19 protein-coding genes are annotated in these 17,942 nt (G+C 44.5%); 3 read left to right on the forward strand and 16 right to left on the reverse strand.

The genetic code is table 11. The annotated features are described in order from the left end of the window. From C4S61_RS20790 to C4S61_RS20805, 4 genes are all read right to left on the reverse strand, one after another. Positions 1 to 188, reverse strand: a 188-nt coding sequence (locus C4S61_RS20790; RefSeq protein ID WP_146064467.1) for a DUF4372 domain-containing protein, incomplete at its 3' end; no start/stop codon positions are given. A 143-nt stretch (positions 189 to 331) separates the two neighbouring features. After that, complete coding sequence (locus C4S61_RS20795) at positions 332 to 847, reverse strand: FKBP-type peptidyl-prolyl cis-trans isomerase (RefSeq protein ID WP_103926709.1); 516 nt, start codon at positions 845 to 847, stop codon at positions 332 to 334. Positions 848 to 868: 21 nt separating this feature from the next. Beyond that, positions 869 to 2,572: a capsule assembly Wzi family protein gene (locus C4S61_RS20800; protein WP_103926710.1), complete on the reverse strand. Its 1,704-nt coding sequence runs from the start codon at positions 2,570 to 2,572 to the stop codon at positions 869 to 871. Positions 2,573 to 2,575: 3 nt separating this feature from the next. Then, complete coding sequence (locus C4S61_RS20805) at positions 2,576 to 3,241, reverse strand: hypothetical protein (protein WP_103926711.1); 666 nt, start codon at positions 3,239 to 3,241, stop codon at positions 2,576 to 2,578. Positions 3,242 to 3,334: 93 nt separating this feature from the next. Between C4S61_RS20805 and wecB the strand changes: the two genes are divergently transcribed. Together wecB and C4S61_RS20815 are read left to right on the forward strand one after the other, a co-directional pair. Then, positions 3,335 to 4,468, forward strand: a complete 1,134-nt coding sequence (gene wecB, locus C4S61_RS20810; RefSeq protein WP_407640585.1) for a non-hydrolyzing UDP-N-acetylglucosamine 2-epimerase — start codon at positions 3,335 to 3,337, stop codon at positions 4,466 to 4,468. Continuing rightward, positions 4,465 to 4,953 carry a cupin domain-containing protein gene (locus C4S61_RS20815; RefSeq protein WP_103926713.1) on the forward strand — a complete coding sequence of 163 codons (489 nt, stop codon included), beginning with the start codon at positions 4,465 to 4,467 and terminating at the stop codon, positions 4,951 to 4,953. The genes wecB and C4S61_RS20815 overlap by 4 nt, the downstream gene beginning before the upstream one ends. 3 nt (positions 4,954 to 4,956) lie before the next feature. Here the strand turns inward: C4S61_RS20815 and C4S61_RS20820 are convergent, their stop codons facing one another. The 12 genes from C4S61_RS20820 to C4S61_RS22160 form a co-directional block, all read right to left on the reverse strand. After that, the gene (locus tag C4S61_RS20820) at positions 4,957 to 5,394 is read right to left on the reverse strand and encodes a DinB family protein (RefSeq protein ID WP_103926714.1); all 438 of its coding nucleotides are present in this window, start codon (positions 5,392 to 5,394) and stop codon (positions 4,957 to 4,959) included. A 49-nt stretch (positions 5,395 to 5,443) separates the two neighbouring features. Beyond that, complete coding sequence (locus C4S61_RS20825) at positions 5,444 to 6,337, reverse strand: cation diffusion facilitator family transporter (protein ID WP_103926715.1); 894 nt, start codon at positions 6,335 to 6,337, stop codon at positions 5,444 to 5,446. A gap of 131 nt (positions 6,338 to 6,468) precedes the next feature. Further along, positions 6,469 to 6,732 (reverse strand): hypothetical protein, encoded by a 264-nt coding sequence (locus C4S61_RS22425; RefSeq protein WP_235010142.1) that lies wholly within the window; start codon positions 6,730 to 6,732, stop codon positions 6,469 to 6,471. Between the two features lie 250 nt (positions 6,733 to 6,982). Further along, a complete protein-coding gene (locus tag C4S61_RS20835) occupies positions 6,983 to 7,735 on the reverse strand; it encodes an acetolactate decarboxylase (protein WP_103926716.1) in 753 nt (250 codons plus the stop codon). Beyond that, a complete protein-coding gene (locus C4S61_RS20840; RefSeq protein WP_103926717.1) occupies positions 7,717 to 9,015 on the reverse strand; it encodes an acetolactate decarboxylase in 1,299 nt (432 codons plus the stop codon). The genes C4S61_RS20835 and C4S61_RS20840 overlap by 19 nt, the downstream gene beginning before the upstream one ends. A 113-nt stretch (positions 9,016 to 9,128) precedes the next feature. Then, complete coding sequence (locus C4S61_RS20845) at positions 9,129 to 10,106, reverse strand: permease (protein WP_103926718.1); 978 nt, start codon at positions 10,104 to 10,106, stop codon at positions 9,129 to 9,131. A gap of 8 nt (positions 10,107 to 10,114) precedes the next feature. Further along, the gene (locus C4S61_RS20850) at positions 10,115 to 10,348 is read right to left on the reverse strand and encodes a thioredoxin family protein (protein WP_103926719.1); all 234 of its coding nucleotides are present in this window, start codon (positions 10,346 to 10,348) and stop codon (positions 10,115 to 10,117) included. A 129-nt stretch (positions 10,349 to 10,477) separates the two neighbouring features. Further along, positions 10,478 to 13,351, reverse strand: a complete 2,874-nt coding sequence (locus C4S61_RS20855) for a TonB-dependent receptor (RefSeq protein WP_103926720.1) — start codon at positions 13,349 to 13,351, stop codon at positions 10,478 to 10,480. 102 nt (positions 13,352 to 13,453) lie between these two features. Next, positions 13,454 to 14,911: a hypothetical protein gene (locus C4S61_RS20860; RefSeq protein WP_103926721.1), complete on the reverse strand. Its 1,458-nt coding sequence runs from the start codon at positions 14,909 to 14,911 to the stop codon at positions 13,454 to 13,456. A 184-nt stretch (positions 14,912 to 15,095) separates the two neighbouring features. After that, positions 15,096 to 16,067 carry an AAA family ATPase gene (locus C4S61_RS20865; RefSeq protein WP_103926722.1) on the reverse strand — a complete coding sequence of 324 codons (972 nt, stop codon included), beginning with the start codon at positions 16,065 to 16,067 and terminating at the stop codon, positions 15,096 to 15,098. A gap of 116 nt (positions 16,068 to 16,183) precedes the next feature. Then, positions 16,184 to 16,819 carry a pseudouridine synthase gene (locus tag C4S61_RS20870; protein ID WP_103926723.1) on the reverse strand — a complete coding sequence of 212 codons (636 nt, stop codon included), beginning with the start codon at positions 16,817 to 16,819 and terminating at the stop codon, positions 16,184 to 16,186. Between the two features lie 11 nt (positions 16,820 to 16,830). Further along, positions 16,831 to 17,007: a hypothetical protein gene (locus tag C4S61_RS22160; RefSeq protein ID WP_200820629.1), complete on the reverse strand. Its 177-nt coding sequence runs from the start codon at positions 17,005 to 17,007 to the stop codon at positions 16,831 to 16,833. Between the two features lie 54 nt (positions 17,008 to 17,061). On the opposite strand from C4S61_RS22160, the gene C4S61_RS20875 reads away from it, so the two are divergent. Further along, positions 17,062 to 17,250, forward strand: a complete 189-nt coding sequence (locus tag C4S61_RS20875) for a hypothetical protein (protein WP_103926724.1) — start codon at positions 17,062 to 17,064, stop codon at positions 17,248 to 17,250. Positions 17,251 to 17,942 lie beyond the last annotated feature (692 nt).

Genomic DNA, 17,942 nt, shown 5'->3' on the forward strand with positions numbered 1-17,942 from the left:
AGACTACCGTTGCGGGTCAAAACCGCATAGAACATGCAGATAAAATGATCGATCGACTTGAGTTTCTTGTAATACCTGTCTGCGTTTTGCTGCTCTACAACCTCATTAAAAACTTCCATCGGGATCAGCGATAAAAGCTGGGCAATAATCGGATGGCCGGACAAAAAAATATGCTTACTTTGCTTCATATTGTTATTTCTTGGTCGAAACAACAATAGAAAAAAGATGGGACAGCTCCAAAAAGCTTCCCATCTTTCATTTTGGTACTATTCCAAGATTAAATTATTTTGGACTCTCGCGTTCTCGGACGACAGTAGTTAAATTTAATAAATTAATGATGGTGATGACCGTCAGGGCCATGAGCATGACCATGTTCGATTTCCACGGCTTGCGCATCACGAACAGACACCACTTTCCCTTCAAAATAAAGATCATATCCAGCGAGAGGAGGGTTAAAATCCATGTGAACCCCTAAATAATCTACTTTGGTCACTTCTCCTCGCATCTGATTTCCTTTATCATCTTTCATAGGAATCACACTACCGATTCGAAGTAACTCTTTGTTCTTTTTACCTTCTTCTTTGAAATTGGCTTTTGGGATGATTACTTTTTTAGCATCCTCGTAGTCTCCGTAGGCATTTTCAAAATCTATTGCAACGGAGAAAGTCTCTCCTGCGGCTTTGCCCAAAACTGCTTCTTCAAACTTTGGGAGTACATTTTGATAGCCAAACAGGAAATAAAAAGGCTGTTCCTCCGAAACGGTTTCATACAGTTCTTGGCCACTTTCCCCATCATCTACTTTTAGTATATAGGACACGGCTACTACTTTGTCTTTTTCTGCTTTCATGGATCAAATTTAGCTGATGAATTACCTAAACAAATACGCGAGCCCAACTTGGCCAACAAAATTCTTTCGGTCATAACCGGGAACGAAATATTGATCCGGCTGATTTTCCAGAAACCATTTGTAATTCAGGGTATTCACATATTGGAATTTGCCCGAAAGTAAAAAGTCACCAAATTTCCATTCCGGAGCCAGCGTAAAAACCAGATCCACATACTTGTTTCTGATATCCTTGGAAGCTTCATAACGATAGTAGTAGAAGTCATTGTTGTACTCTATCCGCTCGAATTGGAGGCCTATTTTTTTCAATCCTTCTACCCAGGCAAATCCCACAAATAGTTGGTTGGCTGCAGGACCGTTTCCAATTCCGAGTACTTGACCCCGATGCGTGTAGCCATGACGCACATGATCATGAATGTACCAGGTTCGCAGCTGACGAATTTCTTCCCGGATAGTCTGACCGGAAAGCGTCATTTCCGAACTGATCTCCAGGAACCTTCCCGGCTTCTTCAAGTCCATCAGGTGTGCAAACCCAAATGTGAAAGCTCTCCCTTGCTCCGGAGTGACCATAAACTCTTCCAGCTTGCGGCTATTGCCCCGGGTTCCAAATTCTCCGTAAAACTCAAATCTTCCAGCCGGATTTAGCCATCTGAAAAACCCTGAACTGAATTGCTGCCTTTTGTCCCGGATCGGATCTATTACATTGGCAGGCCCTTTCCTTCCGTTGAGAATGGGGAGCATGTCTCCTATTCCTGACACATCGCTGCCGTACATGTGATTCACTGATCCATATCCAAAGAAAAGTCCCGGAATCCACTTGGGCTGATAGGTCAAGACAAGTCCCGCCAAGTAGCGGTTGCCATTATTTCTTTTTGGAACATACACTGGATTTTGCTGGATACTATAATCCGGAAAGGGCGGCAAAAATTTGGTGGATCTTAAAAACCCAGAAATTACCTGACCTTCAAAAGCACCAATTTTCGTTTTTACCGGCTTGCGGGTATTGAGCGTAACGTGTAGAAAGCCGGGGGCATTATTTCCCATCAGGAGCGAATTTCTCCTGCCTGGGCCCCACCAGAGGTTTTCAGTGGATATTCCTAGAGAGTATTCTTTGAGATTATACCTAAGGCTTGACTGGCCTCCATAGACTTGATTGTAGGGACCGTCTCCAAATCGCTCCGGCAGGTCGATCCGATTCATATATTCGTAATAAAACAGGATCGTCGCTTGGTGCTCTAATGGAAATCCCAGATAATCCTTGTTTTGTGCCAGCAGGATCTCTGGTTGAAATTGAAGCGTGAAATTCCCGTATTCAGCATAAATTCCGGGGCTGAAAATTTGCTGAATTCCCCGATTGGGAATAAATGCACCGTCATTCACCCCAAAAGCATAGGTGGAATTATATTGAAACCTGTATACCCCAGGCATGGTAAGGAACTTGCCTTTGTCATTTTTGCCAAATCTTTTATGAAAATTAGAATTTTCTAAGTCAACCAACGAACTGTCCAAATCAAAGCCATTTTTGATCCCAAACGCTTCAACAGGATAAAGTGGACGGATCATCCAGGAGGACGCGGAATCCACCTCACCGAGCAGCTGCAATCGCCTCAAATAGTCATCCAAAACCGGTGTACCAACAGGTATCGTTTGGGATTCACCTTTGGGATTGATCCCAAGCATCAACAGGCAAAAAGCAATAAGCCAAAGGAATTTTAAGTTCTTACTCATCACTTAATTGGTCTGAATGGCAATAATTTCAACATTGGCAATGGACCAAGACTCATCACAGAGTGGATCTGGAGAATTTGCCGCCATTAATTCGTCTCCCATGTAAATCCGAATACTCGAATTGGAATGGGGAATAAGCTTGGATATACTGTACCGTGTCGTATAATTTTGAAATGCTCCAAACAGACAAAGTCCGGGCATATTGGTGCGGACAGCACCTGATTTTGGCACATTCTGCCGGAAGTAATCGTTAGGATAGGACTGGTACAGACAATACGTGGACTCGCAGGGGGAATTGGAAAAAGTGGTCCGAAAAATCTCCCTGCTATCATATCCCATATACCAAAAATCAGGTCCACCTACTCCATCTTTGGGATTACCATCCCAGGTGTCATGAATCAGAATATCCACCGTTACTTTCAGGTAATTGTGCGCAGGTAAATCCGGAACTGTGACGGCTACCTCCTCATTGTGATAATTGCCCGCGATGGTATCATTTTGGAAAATAAAGAGCTTGCCGTTTTCGAAACCCGTCAAATTCAAGTCTCCAAAATTATTGGAGTAAACCACCTGTTCCAGCTCCACAGTGGGCAAGCAAGAAGTAACGGAAATCAGCAATCCAAAAAAAAGCCAACCCCTCAGACCAATCAGCCAACTTAATCGTTTCATCAATTCAGGTTTATTCAAAAAGCACGGTCACAAAGAAACAAAAAACCTACCAAATGGAGGAATGAATCCCTGAAAAGAGCCAAACCCTCAAAAATGATTCTTTATTTTTGCGGAAACTTATCAAAACTACCCATGCCCATTTTTACGATTGTTGCAGGTGCGAGACCCAATTTCATGAAAATCGCCCCAATTATCCACGCCTTTCAAAAACAGCAAAAATCCGGGGTGAACCTCCACTTTCGCTTGGTGCATACCGGACAGCACTACGACAAAAAGATGTCAGGGGATTTTTTCGACCAACTGAACATCCCTGAACCGGACGCAAATCTGGGTGGAGGTGGCGGAACCCAAGCAGAGCAAACGGCCGCTATCATGGTCGCTTTTGAAAAGGAACTGATGGAAAACCGTCCGGATATAGTTCTCGTCGTCGGAGATGTCACCAGTACCTTGGCCTGTTCCATTGCAGCCAAAAAACTACAAATCGATGTCGCTCACGTAGAAGGTGGAATCCGATCCGGAGACCTCTCCATGCCTGAGGAAATCAACCGGATGGTCACTGACAGCATCACCGACCATTTCTTCACCACTTCGGAAATTGCAAACTCAAACTTGAGAAAGTCAGGGATTCCGGAAGATAGAATTCACTTTGTCGGTAACACGATGATCGATACGCTGATGGCGCAAATGCCCAATTTCCGCAAGCCTGAGGGGGAAATATTCGAAAATCTGAGCCCGGGAAATTACTTCGTAATGACCATGCACCGTCCCGCCAACGTGGATCAGGAGCAATCACTCAAAGCGATGATTGATGCCATTCTGGAGGGAACGGGCGGATTGCCCATCTTTTTTCCGGTTCATCCCCGCACGGCCAAAAATCTCGAAAACCTCGGAATCCAAGCTCCTTCACTTCATATGTGCGAGCCCCTGGGGTATTTGGAGTTTAATTATTTGGTGAAAAATGCCAAAGGCGTGATCACCGATTCGGGGGGAGTCACCGAAGAGACCTCCGTCATGAATGTGCCCTGTGTGACCCTTAGAGACAATACAGAGCGGGCAGAGACCATCCACTTGGGCACCAATGAATTGGTCGGTACCGATCCCAAAAAACTCAAACCCTATCTTGATAAAATCATGAAGGGAGAATGGAAGAAATATCAGGGAATCCCGCTTTGGGATGGGAAAACAGCCGAGCGGATTGTGACTATTCTAATCCAGACTTATTCATGAGTTTTGCAAAAAACCGAATTGAAGAACTGGTAAATTCTCTAAAGATGACGCCTCATCCAGAGGGAGGCTTTTACGCGGAGACTTACAGAGCGGCTTCAGAAATAGCCACTGAAAATGGTCTAAGACAGCTCGCCACCTCCATTTTCTTCCTTCTTCGCTCAGAAGATGTCTCCCATTTTCACCGGATCAAGAGTGATGAGCTTTGGTTTTGGCATGAAGGAAATCCACTTTCGGTCCATATATTGGGAAAAAACGGACACGAAATCCTGAAACTGGGCCCTATGGATGGGAATGGAACACTCCCTCAGCATCTGGTAGCTGCCAACACTATTTTTGGAAGCTGTGTGGATGAAGCTGATACCTACGCGTTGGTTTCCTGCGTGGTGGCTCCAGGCTTTGACTTCCGGGATTTTGAACTGTTCAAGGCGGAGGACTTGCTTCCTGATTATCCGGAAGCCGAAGAGATCATCCGAAAACTAACCTAGATTTTACTTTCCGTATTTTAAAACCAAGGCCAGTTGACCTGCATGGTAGGCGGTGTGGGTTACAATTCTTCCAAAAGCTTCCGCCTTGGTTTTCTTACCAAACTCCTTTGTCTCGATGACTTCACTCCAGTCGCTTGTCTCCAAAATTGCCTTTTCCAGCATTTTGGCAGCCAGGGAAGTCATTTCTTTCAGCTCCGCCAGATTGGTCCACTCTCCGGTATCTTTTCCGGCTATGAGCGTTTTTGCCACAATTTTCACCTCTGCCAATCCAAAGACATTTTTGGCAAAAAGCAGCTCCACTTCTGCGATATGACGGATCAAAAACCCGGCAGAATTAGGGCTTTGGCCATTTCTTTTAGGTAAATCTACTTCTTGTGCAATTTCCAGCAGCTTAGTAAAGCGAGTCCGCCCTTCCTTCCATAATTCTACAAATTGCTCCATGTTTGGTCCTTTTTTAGTTTATTTCTCAGTTCTAATTTCCGCTCAAAGATTAATGCGGATCGCAATTTCCTTCAAGCCCACAGGATTCGGAGTCGATCTCAGTTTCAATCGTATAATGCTCAAAAGGATATTTTTTCATGATTTCTTTTACCTGATTCTTGATCGATAGCATTTCACTCAAGTCTTGAATAGGTCCAAGTTTCAGGTGCGTAGTAAATACATGATGCGCTCCATCCAATGACCAAATATGGGTATGGTGGAGCGATTCGACATGCCGGATCCGTAGCAGCTCCCGTTCCAGCGCTTCACGATCTACATCTGCCGGTTCTCCCTGTAAAAAGATGACAAGGGTTTCCTTCAATCGTTTGACCACATTCCAAAGAATATACAAGGTAATCAAAAGGGATAAAGCCGGATCCAGATACGGTAAATCCTTAAAATGCAGAATAATGGAAACAATCAAAATCGCCAACCAGCCTAAAACATCCTCAAGCAGATGCCAGGAAATCACCCGTTCATTGAGGGTTTTCCCTTTACTCATTTTCCAGGCTGCATAGCCATTGACCAGCACGCCAACAATAGCAAAAATCAGCATGCCTGTCGCATCGGAGGACTCAGGGTTGAGAATTCTTCCAATGGCCTCTTGGATGACAAAAACAGACCCGGCTATCAAAACCAGGCTATTGATCAATGCTCCCAATAGAGAAAAACGCTGGTAGCCAAAGGAAAAAGCTTTGGTCGGGGATTGTTTGGATTTGACATCCAAGTACCAGGAAGTGCCCAAAGACAGACTGTCTCCCAAGTCATGAATCGCATCCGAAATGATCGCTACACTGTTGACATAATAGCCACCGATCAATTCGAAGACTGTAAACCCAAGATTCAGCAAAAAGGCCGTTCTTAAGTTCTTACTGGAGTGATCGTGGCTATGATTGTGCGACATTTTCTCTTGATCAAATGATTATCAAATCTAAGTTAATCCTTCCATCCCCATGGAGCTGCAGGAATCTCCACAGGCTGGGTCAAGTCAAATTTGACAGAAAATTATGTATTTGAACCAAGCCTTCTCAGATTTTAAGTAAAGGAAGTTTCATCCATAGTGATCCACCATACATTGCCAACAGCTGCCGGAAGCAACTCCGCGATAAATTGATCTGCCGGAAAAAACTGCATCGGCATCGATCCGGTATTACTCGCTGTACCTCCGTATTGGGTTACCTGATTTTCCGAACCGTCTTCATGTCGATGATCGTGCTTGAGCTGAATCAGTCCAGCCTCATCCATGGTGAGAACCCAAGTCCGGGAGCGATCGTCTCCAACGAAAAATGGAATTCTCAAGGTTTAAGATTCGCAACTTCTGACATGCATGACCAGCTTTCCGGCCGTCATTGGGTCAGATTCCGAGACGATCAGTTTGCATTCAAGGGCTTTGCCACAGGGGCTTTTAAGGTTTTTCCAAAATTTCCGAGAAGGTGTCTCGTCTCGAGAAAAAAAAAGGATAAATAAGACCAAAGAGGATAACCAAGAAGAAAAGGTTTTTCATTAAATCGCGTTCTTTCCAAGATAGCTTTTTCTTGTAAGAAGTAGTTCAGAAGTTTTTATCCGGTAGGCATAACTGCCAAATCGCTTCAATCTTCAAATCCTCCACATGACCCGAACGGGAAAAATCCAGTGAAATGAAATGCATGTGCAGGGAACTGGCTTCTCTTCCAGGCATTGCTGGCATCGCAAATCGACCTCCGGCAGTTTTTCCGGCGAATCCAATAATCCTGACAGGTTCATTTTCCAAGTCAATCGGAAAATCATCCGCTTTTTTCCCATGAGGACTAAAGTTCTGAGCGGTCTCCGGACGGAGATAGGCAATGTGTGCCTGAATCTCTTTTACAATCAACTTGACACGAAAAGGAAAACCATTCTCCACATCGAGTCCTTCTTTTTGGGCATATTCAAAAACTATGGCTTCAAACTCCTTTCGGTTGGCTACCGGTCGATCTATTTTGATCTTTTTCCAATTTTGAACTGGAGCGGAAACCAAGAAAATCAACTTCCTGTCCCAGGTCTCAGTCCAAACTGGATTTCTATTTTTGTCCAGTTCCGATACGATTGGCTTTCCATTGACAATCAGTACTTCTCCTTGGAGGTCTTCCACTGCTCCGATTCCATAAAGAAATTTCCTGATTGAGATTGTGTCCAAATCAAGTTTAGCAGAGAGATCCTTTTTTAGCATGATGTTGGAAGTGTTTCCAGTCAGGCTTACTTTCTGAGCGAAGGTTTGTATAGAAAATCCCCAGGACAGAATCGCCCCTACCAGGACAATATACTTTACAAATTGGATAGACATGGAGAAAGATTTTTATTCAAAACATCCGTTTTTTTGAAGGTCTCAAAAGGTGCCTGCACCCACTTAAATTGGTCTAACACCACCAAATTGTACAACTCAGCAGAGGCTGTAGCCAAGACTTGAATGGAAAATTGGTCCTCTAGGCTTTTCAGGTGATCCATTTCACAGGGTGATAGCTTGCCTTGTTCAGCCAGAGCAGTAAGGGAAATTATTTCCTGTGGCTTTATGCCTGCATTTAAGTTCACTTGCACTGATTTCCCATCCGAAATCCGCTCAATTAAAAACAACCCGGTAGGCTTGGAAATTACCTGCTGGGTGCCAAACTGTAACCTTCCCCCCGTCAGGTAACTTGCCGCATCTGTCAGACAGGGAGAAGCGCCTGAGATGATTCTGTAATCTGTCCGATCAATTTCTGCAGCCCCAAAAAAGGTTGAAAAGGAATAATCCAAGGCCTTGGTTCCGACGACTAATCCATCACATAAATGCCCATGGAACTTAACCAAATCATCCAAAAAAATCTCCTGCTGAAATCCCAGTCTCCCTTTGCTGAAATCTGTATCGACTACGCGAAAACTTAACTTGGGATGAGACTTGGGAATCCAAATTTTAAATCCCTCCAAATTTGATTCAAAGTTATCCAAATGCCCCGCAAAAGACTTGTCATCATTTAGAAAGTGAATGTGAAAAAAGCTGTTTTGATGGGTATAAATTCCTTTCCCCTCCCGAGAATAAAAACCTATTAATTCCCCATTTTCCTCGGAATGAGTATAATTGACTTGATTTCTTCCTTCTTTGTAGCCGGGAATCTCCTGAGACCTTGGTGTGACAATATGGGTTACCATTTGGTCAAATTTCCCAAAAACCCGGAATGGAAAAGGCTGAGAAAGATCCATACCTGCAGAAACAAATGAGGCTTCAAGCACGCTCTCGAGCTCTTGAATCGTGCTTACTTTTCCAGAAAGTGAGATCTCCTCCCATTCTTGTATATCGGCGTAAACCAGAAATGGTGCCTGAATTCTCCAGTCTTTCTGGATAATTCCGGATTCATCTTCTTTGACAATTCCTACATAGGGTATTCCATCCACGATGGTAATCTCCCCTTCCATTTTTCCCATTGGGCCCAAAGCCACCAAGCCTTTATACTTTTCCAAAGAATCAAGAGAAATCGTCGGTGCAAATCCGGATTTTCCCATTTCACTCATGGCTCCGGCATGTTTCACTTGGGCAAAACTGGATTGGATTGAAAAAATCCAAAAGGCTGTAAAGAGTAATTTTTTCATTTGTTTATAATTTGTTTTTCAATGGTCAGATAGCCTGTCCCGATTTTTCTTCGGGAGAATCTCGCATGGTTTATAATCATCCCAGTATGTGACGATCTTCGTCATGCTCGATTTCATAAAATTAAATTGAAGAGATAACCCGATATAATAATGAACAGGGTAACCACCCCAAAGTAAATTCCAATCAGACGGGCGGTCATGACCTTTTTGAGTAAGGTAGCTTCCGGAATGGAAAGACCAATGGTCGCCATCATAAAGGCAATGGACGTGCCGATGGGAACTCCTTTTGCCACCAAAACCTGAATTACAGGAATAATCCCGGCAGCGTTGGAATATAGGGGAACAGCCACAATCACCGCCAATGGAACCGTCCACCATTGACCGGAACCCAGGTATTGAGCGAAGAAGTTCTCTGGAACATACCCGTGCATTGCAGCACCAATTCCGATTCCAATCAACACATAAATGACAATGCTCTTAACGATCCCAAAAGCCTCACGAACGACTAATTTCAATCGCTCCAAAAACGGAATGTCCTCAGCCTGAAAGCTGGATGTCCCTTCAGTTTTGGACTTAATTAGATTTTGAACCCACTCGGATAGGTGTTTTTCCAAACCCATTTTCCCCAAAACAATCCCTCCAATCGTTCCCAATAAAATCCCCGTGACGGCATAAATTACGGTAAACTTTAGGCCAAAAAGGCCAATAAACATGGCCAAGGCTATTTCATTGACCAGGGGAGAAGTAATCAAAAAAGAGAACGTGACCCCAAGTGGGATTCCTCCCTGCACAAATCCAATAAACAAGGGTACTGATGAGCAAGAGCAAAATGGCGTAATAGCCCCAAAAAAAGATGCTAAGAGATTTTCCAAACCGAACAATTTTTTTCGCTGTAGAAAATCCCGGAGTCGCTCAATTGGGAAATACGCATTCACCATGCCCATGAGCGTGGTGATGAGCAGCAGGAGGAGGAGAATTTTCAGGGTATCGTAAAAAAAGAAATTGAGGGAAATCCCCAACTTCGTGCTTTCACCGATCCCAAATACCCCATACACCAACCAATCAGCCAGATCTTGAAGCCAGTCAAACATCTGATTTATTAATCAAGAAGTGTAAGGATTTCCTGAATGGATGGGACCTTGCCTCTCAGCTTTACTACTTCATCGACTACCACGGCCGGAGTACTCATGACATTATATTCCATGATTTTCTGAATATCCTCCACTTTGATGATTTCAGCTTCTTTGCCGGACTGAGCCAAAGCCTCTTTGATTATTGCCTCGGTCTGCTTGCATTTAGGACAGCCTGTACCGAGGATTTTGATGGTTTGCATAGCTTTTAAGTTTTATTAATCGTGAAGTACCGATAAATCAGTTTTTCCACTAGTGACATTTATCACCTCCAAACATGAAAAAAGCCACCCGATTTCTCAGGTGGCTTCACTACTTATTGATTCGGAAAATCAGAAAGCGTAAGTAAATCCAAATTTAATCTCAGTCCCCGGGGATAGATTAGTGAAAAATTGATCTTGCGCCTCAAACGATCTGTAAACAATTTGTCTCTTATCGTTCAGGATGTTTTCCACACCAAAATTGGCTTGAATCCGCTCATCCGCACCAAAGGATTTGTTCAAATTGAAGTTAAGCGAATTAAAAGGGACAGTAAAGGTATCCGTTCTATTTCCGAAACCCACCAAATTAAGGGTCGGACCCTGAACGTTGTAGAACAGACCCGCTTCCCAGCCGGTGGTAAAATTATTGTAAGAAATTCCCGTGTTGATTATATAGGGCGCTTGACCTGCCATTTCCCGGGTATCCTCAATGGTTTGACCTTCCCGGGCAGTCAATTGACGCGAGCGAAGTTCAGTAGCTGACATTTTGATTTGGGATTCAGTCAGGGTAGCATTAAATGTCCAAGAGAAGTTCTCTAGTTTGGGAGAAACTATCCCCAACGATTTTCTCAATTCTACTTCTACGCCCAAGACCGTTCCATTCCCTACGTTTCTTGGCTGAAAAGATCCCGGATCAGAAAGAAACTGCACCATTTCGATAGGGCTGTTGAAGGTTTTGTAAAAGGCACTCAAAGAGAACATTTGTCCCCGCTCCTGGAAAAGCTCCCATCTCAAATCAAAATTGTTGATGCGGGTAGCGATCAAATTTCCGTCCCACAGAACAGTGGTTCCCCCATCGGTAGACTCAGGAAATAAACCTCCGATGAAAGATCGACCTGTGATTGGATCCAGGATTTCAGCATAAGAAAGCTCTTTGAATGAAGGTCTGGCAATGGTTCTTGTTGCCGATAATCTCAAGTTCTGATTTTCTTTCAAAGCATAGATCAAATTCAATGAAGGAAAGAAGTCCAAATCATCCAGAACCTTTTCATTATCCAAAACGATCGATGCATTGGCATTTGTACCGGTGTAGAATTGGGTGTATTTCTCCATTCTGACTCCCACGACAGCCTTCAATTTTTCCGAAGGATTCAATTCAGCAGAACTATAAGCGCCGATATTGGTCAGATTTGACTGGTAAGCATTGGGATTGTTTGGAATGAAATCCGGGTTATGACGTAAGCCGTTTCTATTTTCCTCATCGAAGAGATTCTCTTCATTCAAGACACTATTTGGATCTCCTGTAAATGTGATATTTCCCGGAGTAAACTGGAAGCTTTGGATATTAAAGTCTCTTTCTTTGTAGACATAGTTTCCACCAAACTTGATTTTACCATTTCTCCCAAGAATGTTTGCCTGCCTGTTTAGATCAAGCTTTCCTACTAAGTTCATTTCATCCAGTGTTCTCCAGATTCTAGTAGGAAGTCCTACCTCCGTTCCGATAATGTTGTTTGGAATTCTAAATCTTGTGAATCGAATATCCGGATCATCCATCTTGGAGATGGTTGGAGCTAGTTTCCAATTGATTTCCCAATCCCTGCCATTCAAAAAGTGTGTCCCCGAAAGCAGCACGCTGGACAAGGCTCTTTCACTGTATTCCAGGTTATATTGTCTTGCTTCGAAAACGGCCCCTAAGTTGGTATTCATAAACATGAAATCACCTGCTTTGGATTCACCGTTTTGCAAATGAAGAAAGTTGAGTTTGTATTTAGAGGTTTCGGTTTTCATGGCTATTCCGGCCAATCCACCCAAAAGAACATTGTTTACACCATAATCACCTTTTTGCTCTTCCAGCGGCTCCAGATCAAGTACACCTACGTCGGCAGGTTTTGCGAAAAGGTTAAACTCTGCATCTTTATAGTATTCGGTTTCATTTCTATAAGTGAAGGCTACATTGTAGCCCCAGGTCACTTTTGGACGGGCAAGTTGATTTCCAAGTGAAAATCCAAGTCCAAAATCCATTAAGCTGCTGTTCCTGATGCCTCCCAAAGTCTTGTTGAAAGCTCGAAGAGTAGATTGGAATTCCTGTCCAAGGGGACTGTTAGGGTTGCCAACAACTTGTGCAAATTGTGGAATATCTGTTCGCCCTCCTGTAGGAATGGCTCTCGTTCCATCATCAAAACCTAACCAATCTGTTTTTCCTCCTTCATAGGAAAGGTATTGATCATTGAAGTGCATAGAAGGATTGAATCCGCCTGAGATACTCAGCTTGGCACTTTTCTCTTCTGGAAAATCCTTTGTTTCTATATCCACGACACCCCCTGTAAAATCAGCTGGCAGATCCGCGGTAAAAGATTTAGAAACCAAAATATTGTCAATCACATTGGTCGGGAAAATATCCATTTGGAGCGCATTCCGATCCGGATCCAGACCCGGCACATCCACGCCATTCAATACGGTCTTGGTGTAGCGGTCACCCAAACCCCGTACGTAAACATACTTCCCTCCTTCAATGGAAACCCCGGTAACCCGCTTCACTGCGGATGCAGCATCTCCATCGCCAATTTGACGAAATGTACTTGCCGAGATTCCATCCATCACGTTTGGAGCATTTCTTTTTACAGACATCAATGCGGATTCAGTGGTCCGGATCGCAGCGGCCTGCACCGTGACAGTTTCCAACTCCGAAGCCTCTTCCTTCATCAGCAGGTCATCCAAGACCTTCACCTCACCTGCCGCAACTGCCAGGGAAGTGATATTAATGGTGGTGTAAGAAAGGTAGGAAACTTGGATGGTATAGGTACCCGGAGCTACCTGAAGTTCAAATTTGCCATCAAAGTCAGTGACGGCGCCTGTGGAAAGTTCTTTGACCAACACAGAGACTCCATATAAAGGTTCTCCACTGGCTTCTTCAAAAATGGTCCCACGAATGATTCCATTTTGTGCTTGTGCAAATCCTGTTGTCAGTAGTATAAAGACAGCAAGGAAAAGGATTGTTCGTTTCATGAACAGGTTGAGATTAGATTGTACAGCAATTTTTTAATTGAAAAGAGGGAAAGGAAGTTGCCTTGCAAGCCACTTCCTTTCCCTTTTTAAAAAGCTTATCTATTATTTGAAATCATCCAAAGCGCCAGAGACGGCTGTCCAGGACCACCCTGCAAACGGAGCTTTATCGGCACCCACGGTGTTGGCTCCCGCCGCAACAGCAGTGGTAGCTTCGGCAGAAGTTCCGAGGAAGAAGTCTGTGATCGCAGTACCGGCAGGAAGGGTAACTTGGAAGTTGGAGAAAGCAGCAGGGACTGTTGGAGTCTGATCGAAAGTCTGGCCTGCTTTAATTCCAAAGAAGTAAATATTCGACAGGTCGACATTGGTATTGGCATCATTGTCAACCAACCCAGCAGCATCATCAGCAGCAACAGATCCATTAGTCATGGTATAGTTTCCATTGACATAGGAACCTTCCGGACCATCGAGTTCAAAACACTTATCTCCGGCATTGACAACGATGAAGTTATCCAACGTACCATTCCAAGCCATATCAGCGTCTATCGCATCATCGCCAGCATTCCAGACCACTGCGTTTTTGACGTCTACAGTTCCACCAAACCACTCGATTCCATCATCTTGGTTACCGATTACCTCTACAAATTCGACTTCAGTTTCTGAACCGACAGAACCTAAAGTCAATCCGTTGATTTCGTTTCCTTCACCGATGTTCGCACCGCCGTGACGGATTGAGATGTATTTCAAGGTGCCTGAGTCATCTGCATCATTATCCCCACCGAATAACCCATTGGGATCAGATGCTGGAATACCTTCAATCTGTGTCTCGGATGTATTGCCCAGGAATGAACCTTTTGCTCTACCTAGCACAATCAAACCACCCCAAAGTCCATTCAATTCAGGATCTAGGTTTGGAGAAGCAATCTGTCCCGGCTCAAGTTCATCGGCTACAGTGGTGAAAATGATTGGTTGCGTAGCAGTACCTACCGCTTCGATTTTAGCACCTCTCGGAATGATCAGTGCAGAGGCATTAGCACCGGTTCCCACCTCTCCTTTTACCACTACTCCCGGCTCAATGGTCAGCGTATTTCCCGGCTCCACTGCGATTCTGCCAGCCAGGATATAAGTCTTGCCTGTTTCCCAGGTTTGACTGGTAGTGAGATTAGAGGTGATTCTGATCGTGGTCGCTTCCGCACCGACCGTCAAGACGTGCGTTGCTTTTGCTACGTCACCGTCGGTATCAGTTACTGTAAATTCAAAAACAACATTCTTACCGGCATCGCCAGGTTCCGCGGGGTAAGAAAAAGGAGCAGATGCAGTAGTACCTGAAAGTGGAACCGTAGCGAGTGGTGCCCCATCTTTGGTGATGACTAAGGATACCAGTCCGTCAAGAGCCGTAGCCGTAGCGGTCACCGGGCCTAGGGTACCTCCGGCTTCGATGGTGGCAGTGGCAGGAATCCCTTCGATGGTCACTCCATTGTCCGGAACTTCGTCTTCTCCGCAGCTGGTCAAAGCGAAAGTCGCCGCTGTGAAAAGCATCAGTAAATAATTGAACTTTTTCATTGGATATAAATTGAATTATGGTTTTGCATTTTGATGATGCAAAGCTGACTTCAATTTTCTCCGCAAGAGAATTTTACTGTTTATGCTTTTTTTAAAAATCCGGACAGAATTTAATCTTGAATTAACAGTAGCTACAAAAAAAACAGGCTTTCATCTACGAAAGCCTTATAACTCGGTTTTGGTATTATTTCAATGTTACCGATTTATTAATCGGTACTTTTTCGAGCAGCGTTTTTATCAGGGTTCGGGTAGAGACATTATCCGCTTCTGCCTCATAATTGAGCAAAATCCGGTGATTTAGCACGTCTTCGGCGATTTCTTTGATGTCCTCAGGCAATACATAATCCCGCTGGTCCATGAATGCGACGGCCTTGGCCGCCAGATTCAAATTGATGCTGGCGCGGGGGGAAACTCCAAACATGATGTATTTCGCCTCGTCTTTCAGCCCATATTGCAGTGGGAATCGCGTGGCAAACACCAGCTCGATGATGTAATTTTCCAATGGCTCGGCAATATTCACCGCATTGATCTCATTTCGGATATCGAAGATATCCTGCTTGGATAGAATGGGTCTGACTTCGGTGGTGTATTGCATATTGGACATCCGACGCATGACTTCCATTTCGTCAGACTTGCTCGGGTAGTCGATGTTCACTTTCATCATAAATCGATCCACCTGCGCTTCGGGCAGGGGATACGTTCCTTCCTGATCTACGGGGTTTTGCGTAGCCAAAACCAAAAATGGTCGGTCCAAGGTGAATGTCGTCTCTCCGATGGTCACTTGTTTTTCCTGCATCGCTTCAAGCAAAGCCGACTGAACCTTGGCAGGAGATCGGTTTACTTCATCTGCCAAAATCACATTGGCGAAGATCGGTCCCTTCTTCACTTCAAAACTGCCATTCTGCTGATTGTAGATCATCGTTCCGATCAGATCCGAAGGCAGCAAGTCCGGGGTAAATTGAATTCGGTTGAAATCCAGGTGAAGCACCTTGGCCAAGGTATTTACCGTCAGCGTCTTTGCCAATCCCGGCACCCCTTCCAGCAGAATATGTCCATTGGTAAACAGTCCGATCAACAGGCGATTGACCATCTTGTCCTGACCCACTACTACTTTTTTTACTTCCTGAATGACCTCAGCGATTTTTTCCTGATGCATGAAATACAAATTTTATTACCGATACGGTGTGCCTAAAATAGGGGATTTTGAACCAACCCACAATCTTAATTCTTAGAAGCGGTATTGCCCAAAAAACAGACGGCATTTAGGAATTTTTAAGACCGCCGGGGATTCCGGTTCTTTTTGGAGAGATCTACTGTCTTTGCAAAACCCGTCAGCCCCAATTGATGATAGACCGTGTTTTCGTCCAATTCCAGAATTTCACCCGCTTTCATTCCCTTGATGTTGATTTTTTCCATGGAAAAGCGAACCAATCGAAGCGTGGGAAAACCCACTGCGGCGGTCATTTTTCGTACCTGTCGGTTTTTCCCCTCGATCAAAGTCAACTCAATCCAGGTGGTCGGAATCGATGCCCGATAGCGAATGGGAGGAGTCCGCTCTGGCAATTCAGGAATAGGATCCAGAATTTTGGCCAAGGTCGGCTTTGTCTTATAGTCTCTGCCATCCACACGTATTGTGACGCCCGAGCGGAGCTTGGCAAGGGCTTCGGGAGTAGGTATTCCCTCCACTTGCGCCCAATAGGTGCGCTGATGCCCAAATCGCGGATTCAGCAGATGATGGTTGAGGACCTTGTCATCTGTGATGAGCAGCAGTCCTTCGCTGTCTTTGTCGAGACGTCCCACCGGATAGACTTCCTTGGGAAAAGCACCGAGAGAAGCCAGCGTGGGCTCCTCTCCGGTGAATTGTGTCAATACCCCAAAGGGCTTGTAAAGGATAAAGTATCTGGCCAAAGCTTCCGGGGTTAGCTGCCGCAGCCGATGCAGTCAAAGTGGGAATCCATCGGTTTCACTCCTTTGAGTTGCATTTCCAGGTTGTGGATTTGATCCCGAACTTCCATGTCGGCAAACATGTCTCCGGTCAGTTTTCCTTTCAAAGAAGCAATGGCCGCTTCGAGTGCGAGTTTTTGTTGTTCGGTCATAAAAGTAGTGTTGAGGTTGTGCGTGATTGAGTGGTTTGAAAATAGCCAAATCCCATGAATTGGTTCCTTTGGGAGCTGGATTTTTTAGGGTCAAAAATTAAGCCAGTTGATCCTCAGAGAAATGGAGGTGAGGTGGATCAATCAGAAAGGGAAAAAATCGCCGGCATAAAGTTCGACCCGCTTCGGGGTCGTGGGGATGGTCACGCCCATTCGTTTTCCACGGGTTTCACCCGCGGCTATTGAGAAGTTTGACCCCATTCGGGGTCTGGAATCTGACCAACATCAACTGTCAAAACCAATGACCACGGAGTGGTCGAACCTCTGAATAGCCCTAGGTGAAACCTAGGGAAAAGATTGTCAGGATGATGGGAGACAACCCCGAATGGGGTTGAACTTGTGGGATCCACGATAAACTTCGGAAGGAATTGCAAATTCCAGAAAATAGGAAGGGTCGAAAGGTCCTCGTACTTCCCGACTCTCGTCGGTAAGGTGCCCGGACTGACACACTTTTAGCCTATCAAAATCAATCGGTAGCGGTGTCGAAGCCTATTTTATCTAAAAACAGAATATTATTTTGAAAAATAGAATTATTTGTTGCTGTAGCATCGTGATTGCTACTTTTAGTAGAAATCGTCTATCTGGCAATAGATCATTTCACCAAATTCATAGCCCATTCCTACATTTTGGTACAACGTTCCTACTTTTTGCAAGAACGTTCCTACTTTTTTGGTCAAGTACCCCTACCTACAGTAGGAACGTTCCTACTTTTTACAGGAACGCTTCTGTTTTTTGGTGAATCGTTGATGTTTTTTGGTGAAACGTTGATGTTTTTTGCACAAACCTTCTTCTCCCAGGTGGAACGTTTCTGTTTTTAGGTAGGTCATTCTACCTACAGGTAGAACGTTCCTGTTTTTTGGTACCTCGTTCCTCCATTT

It is taken from the genome of Algoriphagus boritolerans DSM 17298 = JCM 18970, assembly GCF_900108085.1.
Taxonomy (GTDB): domain Bacteria; phylum Bacteroidota; class Bacteroidia; order Cytophagales; family Cyclobacteriaceae; genus Algoriphagus; species Algoriphagus boritolerans.

What these genes read in the sequence shown, in the direction of transcription:
- C4S61_RS20795 (WP_103926709.1), bottom strand. Translation starts at nt 847, where the DNA reads ATGAAAGCAGAAAAAGACAAAGTAGTAGCCGTGTCCTATATACTAAAA.
- C4S61_RS20800 (WP_103926710.1), bottom strand. Translation starts at nt 2,572, where the DNA reads ATGAGTAAGAACTTAAAATTCCTTTGGCTTATTGCTTTTTGCCTGTTG.
- C4S61_RS20805 (WP_103926711.1), bottom strand. Translation starts at nt 3,241, where the DNA reads ATGAAACGATTAAGTTGGCTGATTGGTCTGAGGGGTTGGCTTTTTTTT.
- wecB (WP_407640585.1), top strand. Translation starts at nt 3,335, where the DNA reads ATGATTCTTTATTTTTGCGGAAACTTATCAAAACTACCCATGCCCATT.
- C4S61_RS20815 (WP_103926713.1), top strand. Translation starts at nt 4,465, where the DNA reads ATGAGTTTTGCAAAAAACCGAATTGAAGAACTGGTAAATTCTCTAAAG.
- C4S61_RS20820 (WP_103926714.1), bottom strand. Translation starts at nt 5,394, where the DNA reads ATGGAGCAATTTGTAGAATTATGGAAGGAAGGGCGGACTCGCTTTACT.
- C4S61_RS20825 (WP_103926715.1), bottom strand. Translation starts at nt 6,337, where the DNA reads ATGTCGCACAATCATAGCCACGATCACTCCAGTAAGAACTTAAGAACG.
- C4S61_RS20835 (WP_103926716.1), bottom strand. Translation starts at nt 7,735, where the DNA reads ATGTCTATCCAATTTGTAAAGTATATTGTCCTGGTAGGGGCGATTCTG.
- C4S61_RS20840 (WP_103926717.1), bottom strand. Translation starts at nt 9,015, where the DNA reads ATGAAAAAATTACTCTTTACAGCCTTTTGGATTTTTTCAATCCAATCC.
- C4S61_RS20845 (WP_103926718.1), bottom strand. Translation starts at nt 10,106, where the DNA reads ATGTTTGACTGGCTTCAAGATCTGGCTGATTGGTTGGTGTATGGGGTA.
- C4S61_RS20850 (WP_103926719.1), bottom strand. Translation starts at nt 10,348, where the DNA reads ATGCAAACCATCAAAATCCTCGGTACAGGCTGTCCTAAATGCAAGCAG.
- C4S61_RS20855 (WP_103926720.1), bottom strand. Translation starts at nt 13,351, where the DNA reads ATGAAACGAACAATCCTTTTCCTTGCTGTCTTTATACTACTGACAACA.
- C4S61_RS20860 (WP_103926721.1), bottom strand. Translation starts at nt 14,911, where the DNA reads ATGAAAAAGTTCAATTATTTACTGATGCTTTTCACAGCGGCGACTTTC.
- C4S61_RS20865 (WP_103926722.1), bottom strand. Translation starts at nt 16,067, where the DNA reads ATGCATCAGGAAAAAATCGCTGAGGTCATTCAGGAAGTAAAAAAAGTA.
- C4S61_RS22160 (WP_200820629.1), bottom strand. Translation starts at nt 17,007, where the DNA reads ATGACCGAACAACAAAAACTCGCACTCGAAGCGGCCATTGCTTCTTTG.
- C4S61_RS20875 (WP_103926724.1), top strand. Translation starts at nt 17,062, where the DNA reads ATGAATTGGTTCCTTTGGGAGCTGGATTTTTTAGGGTCAAAAATTAAG.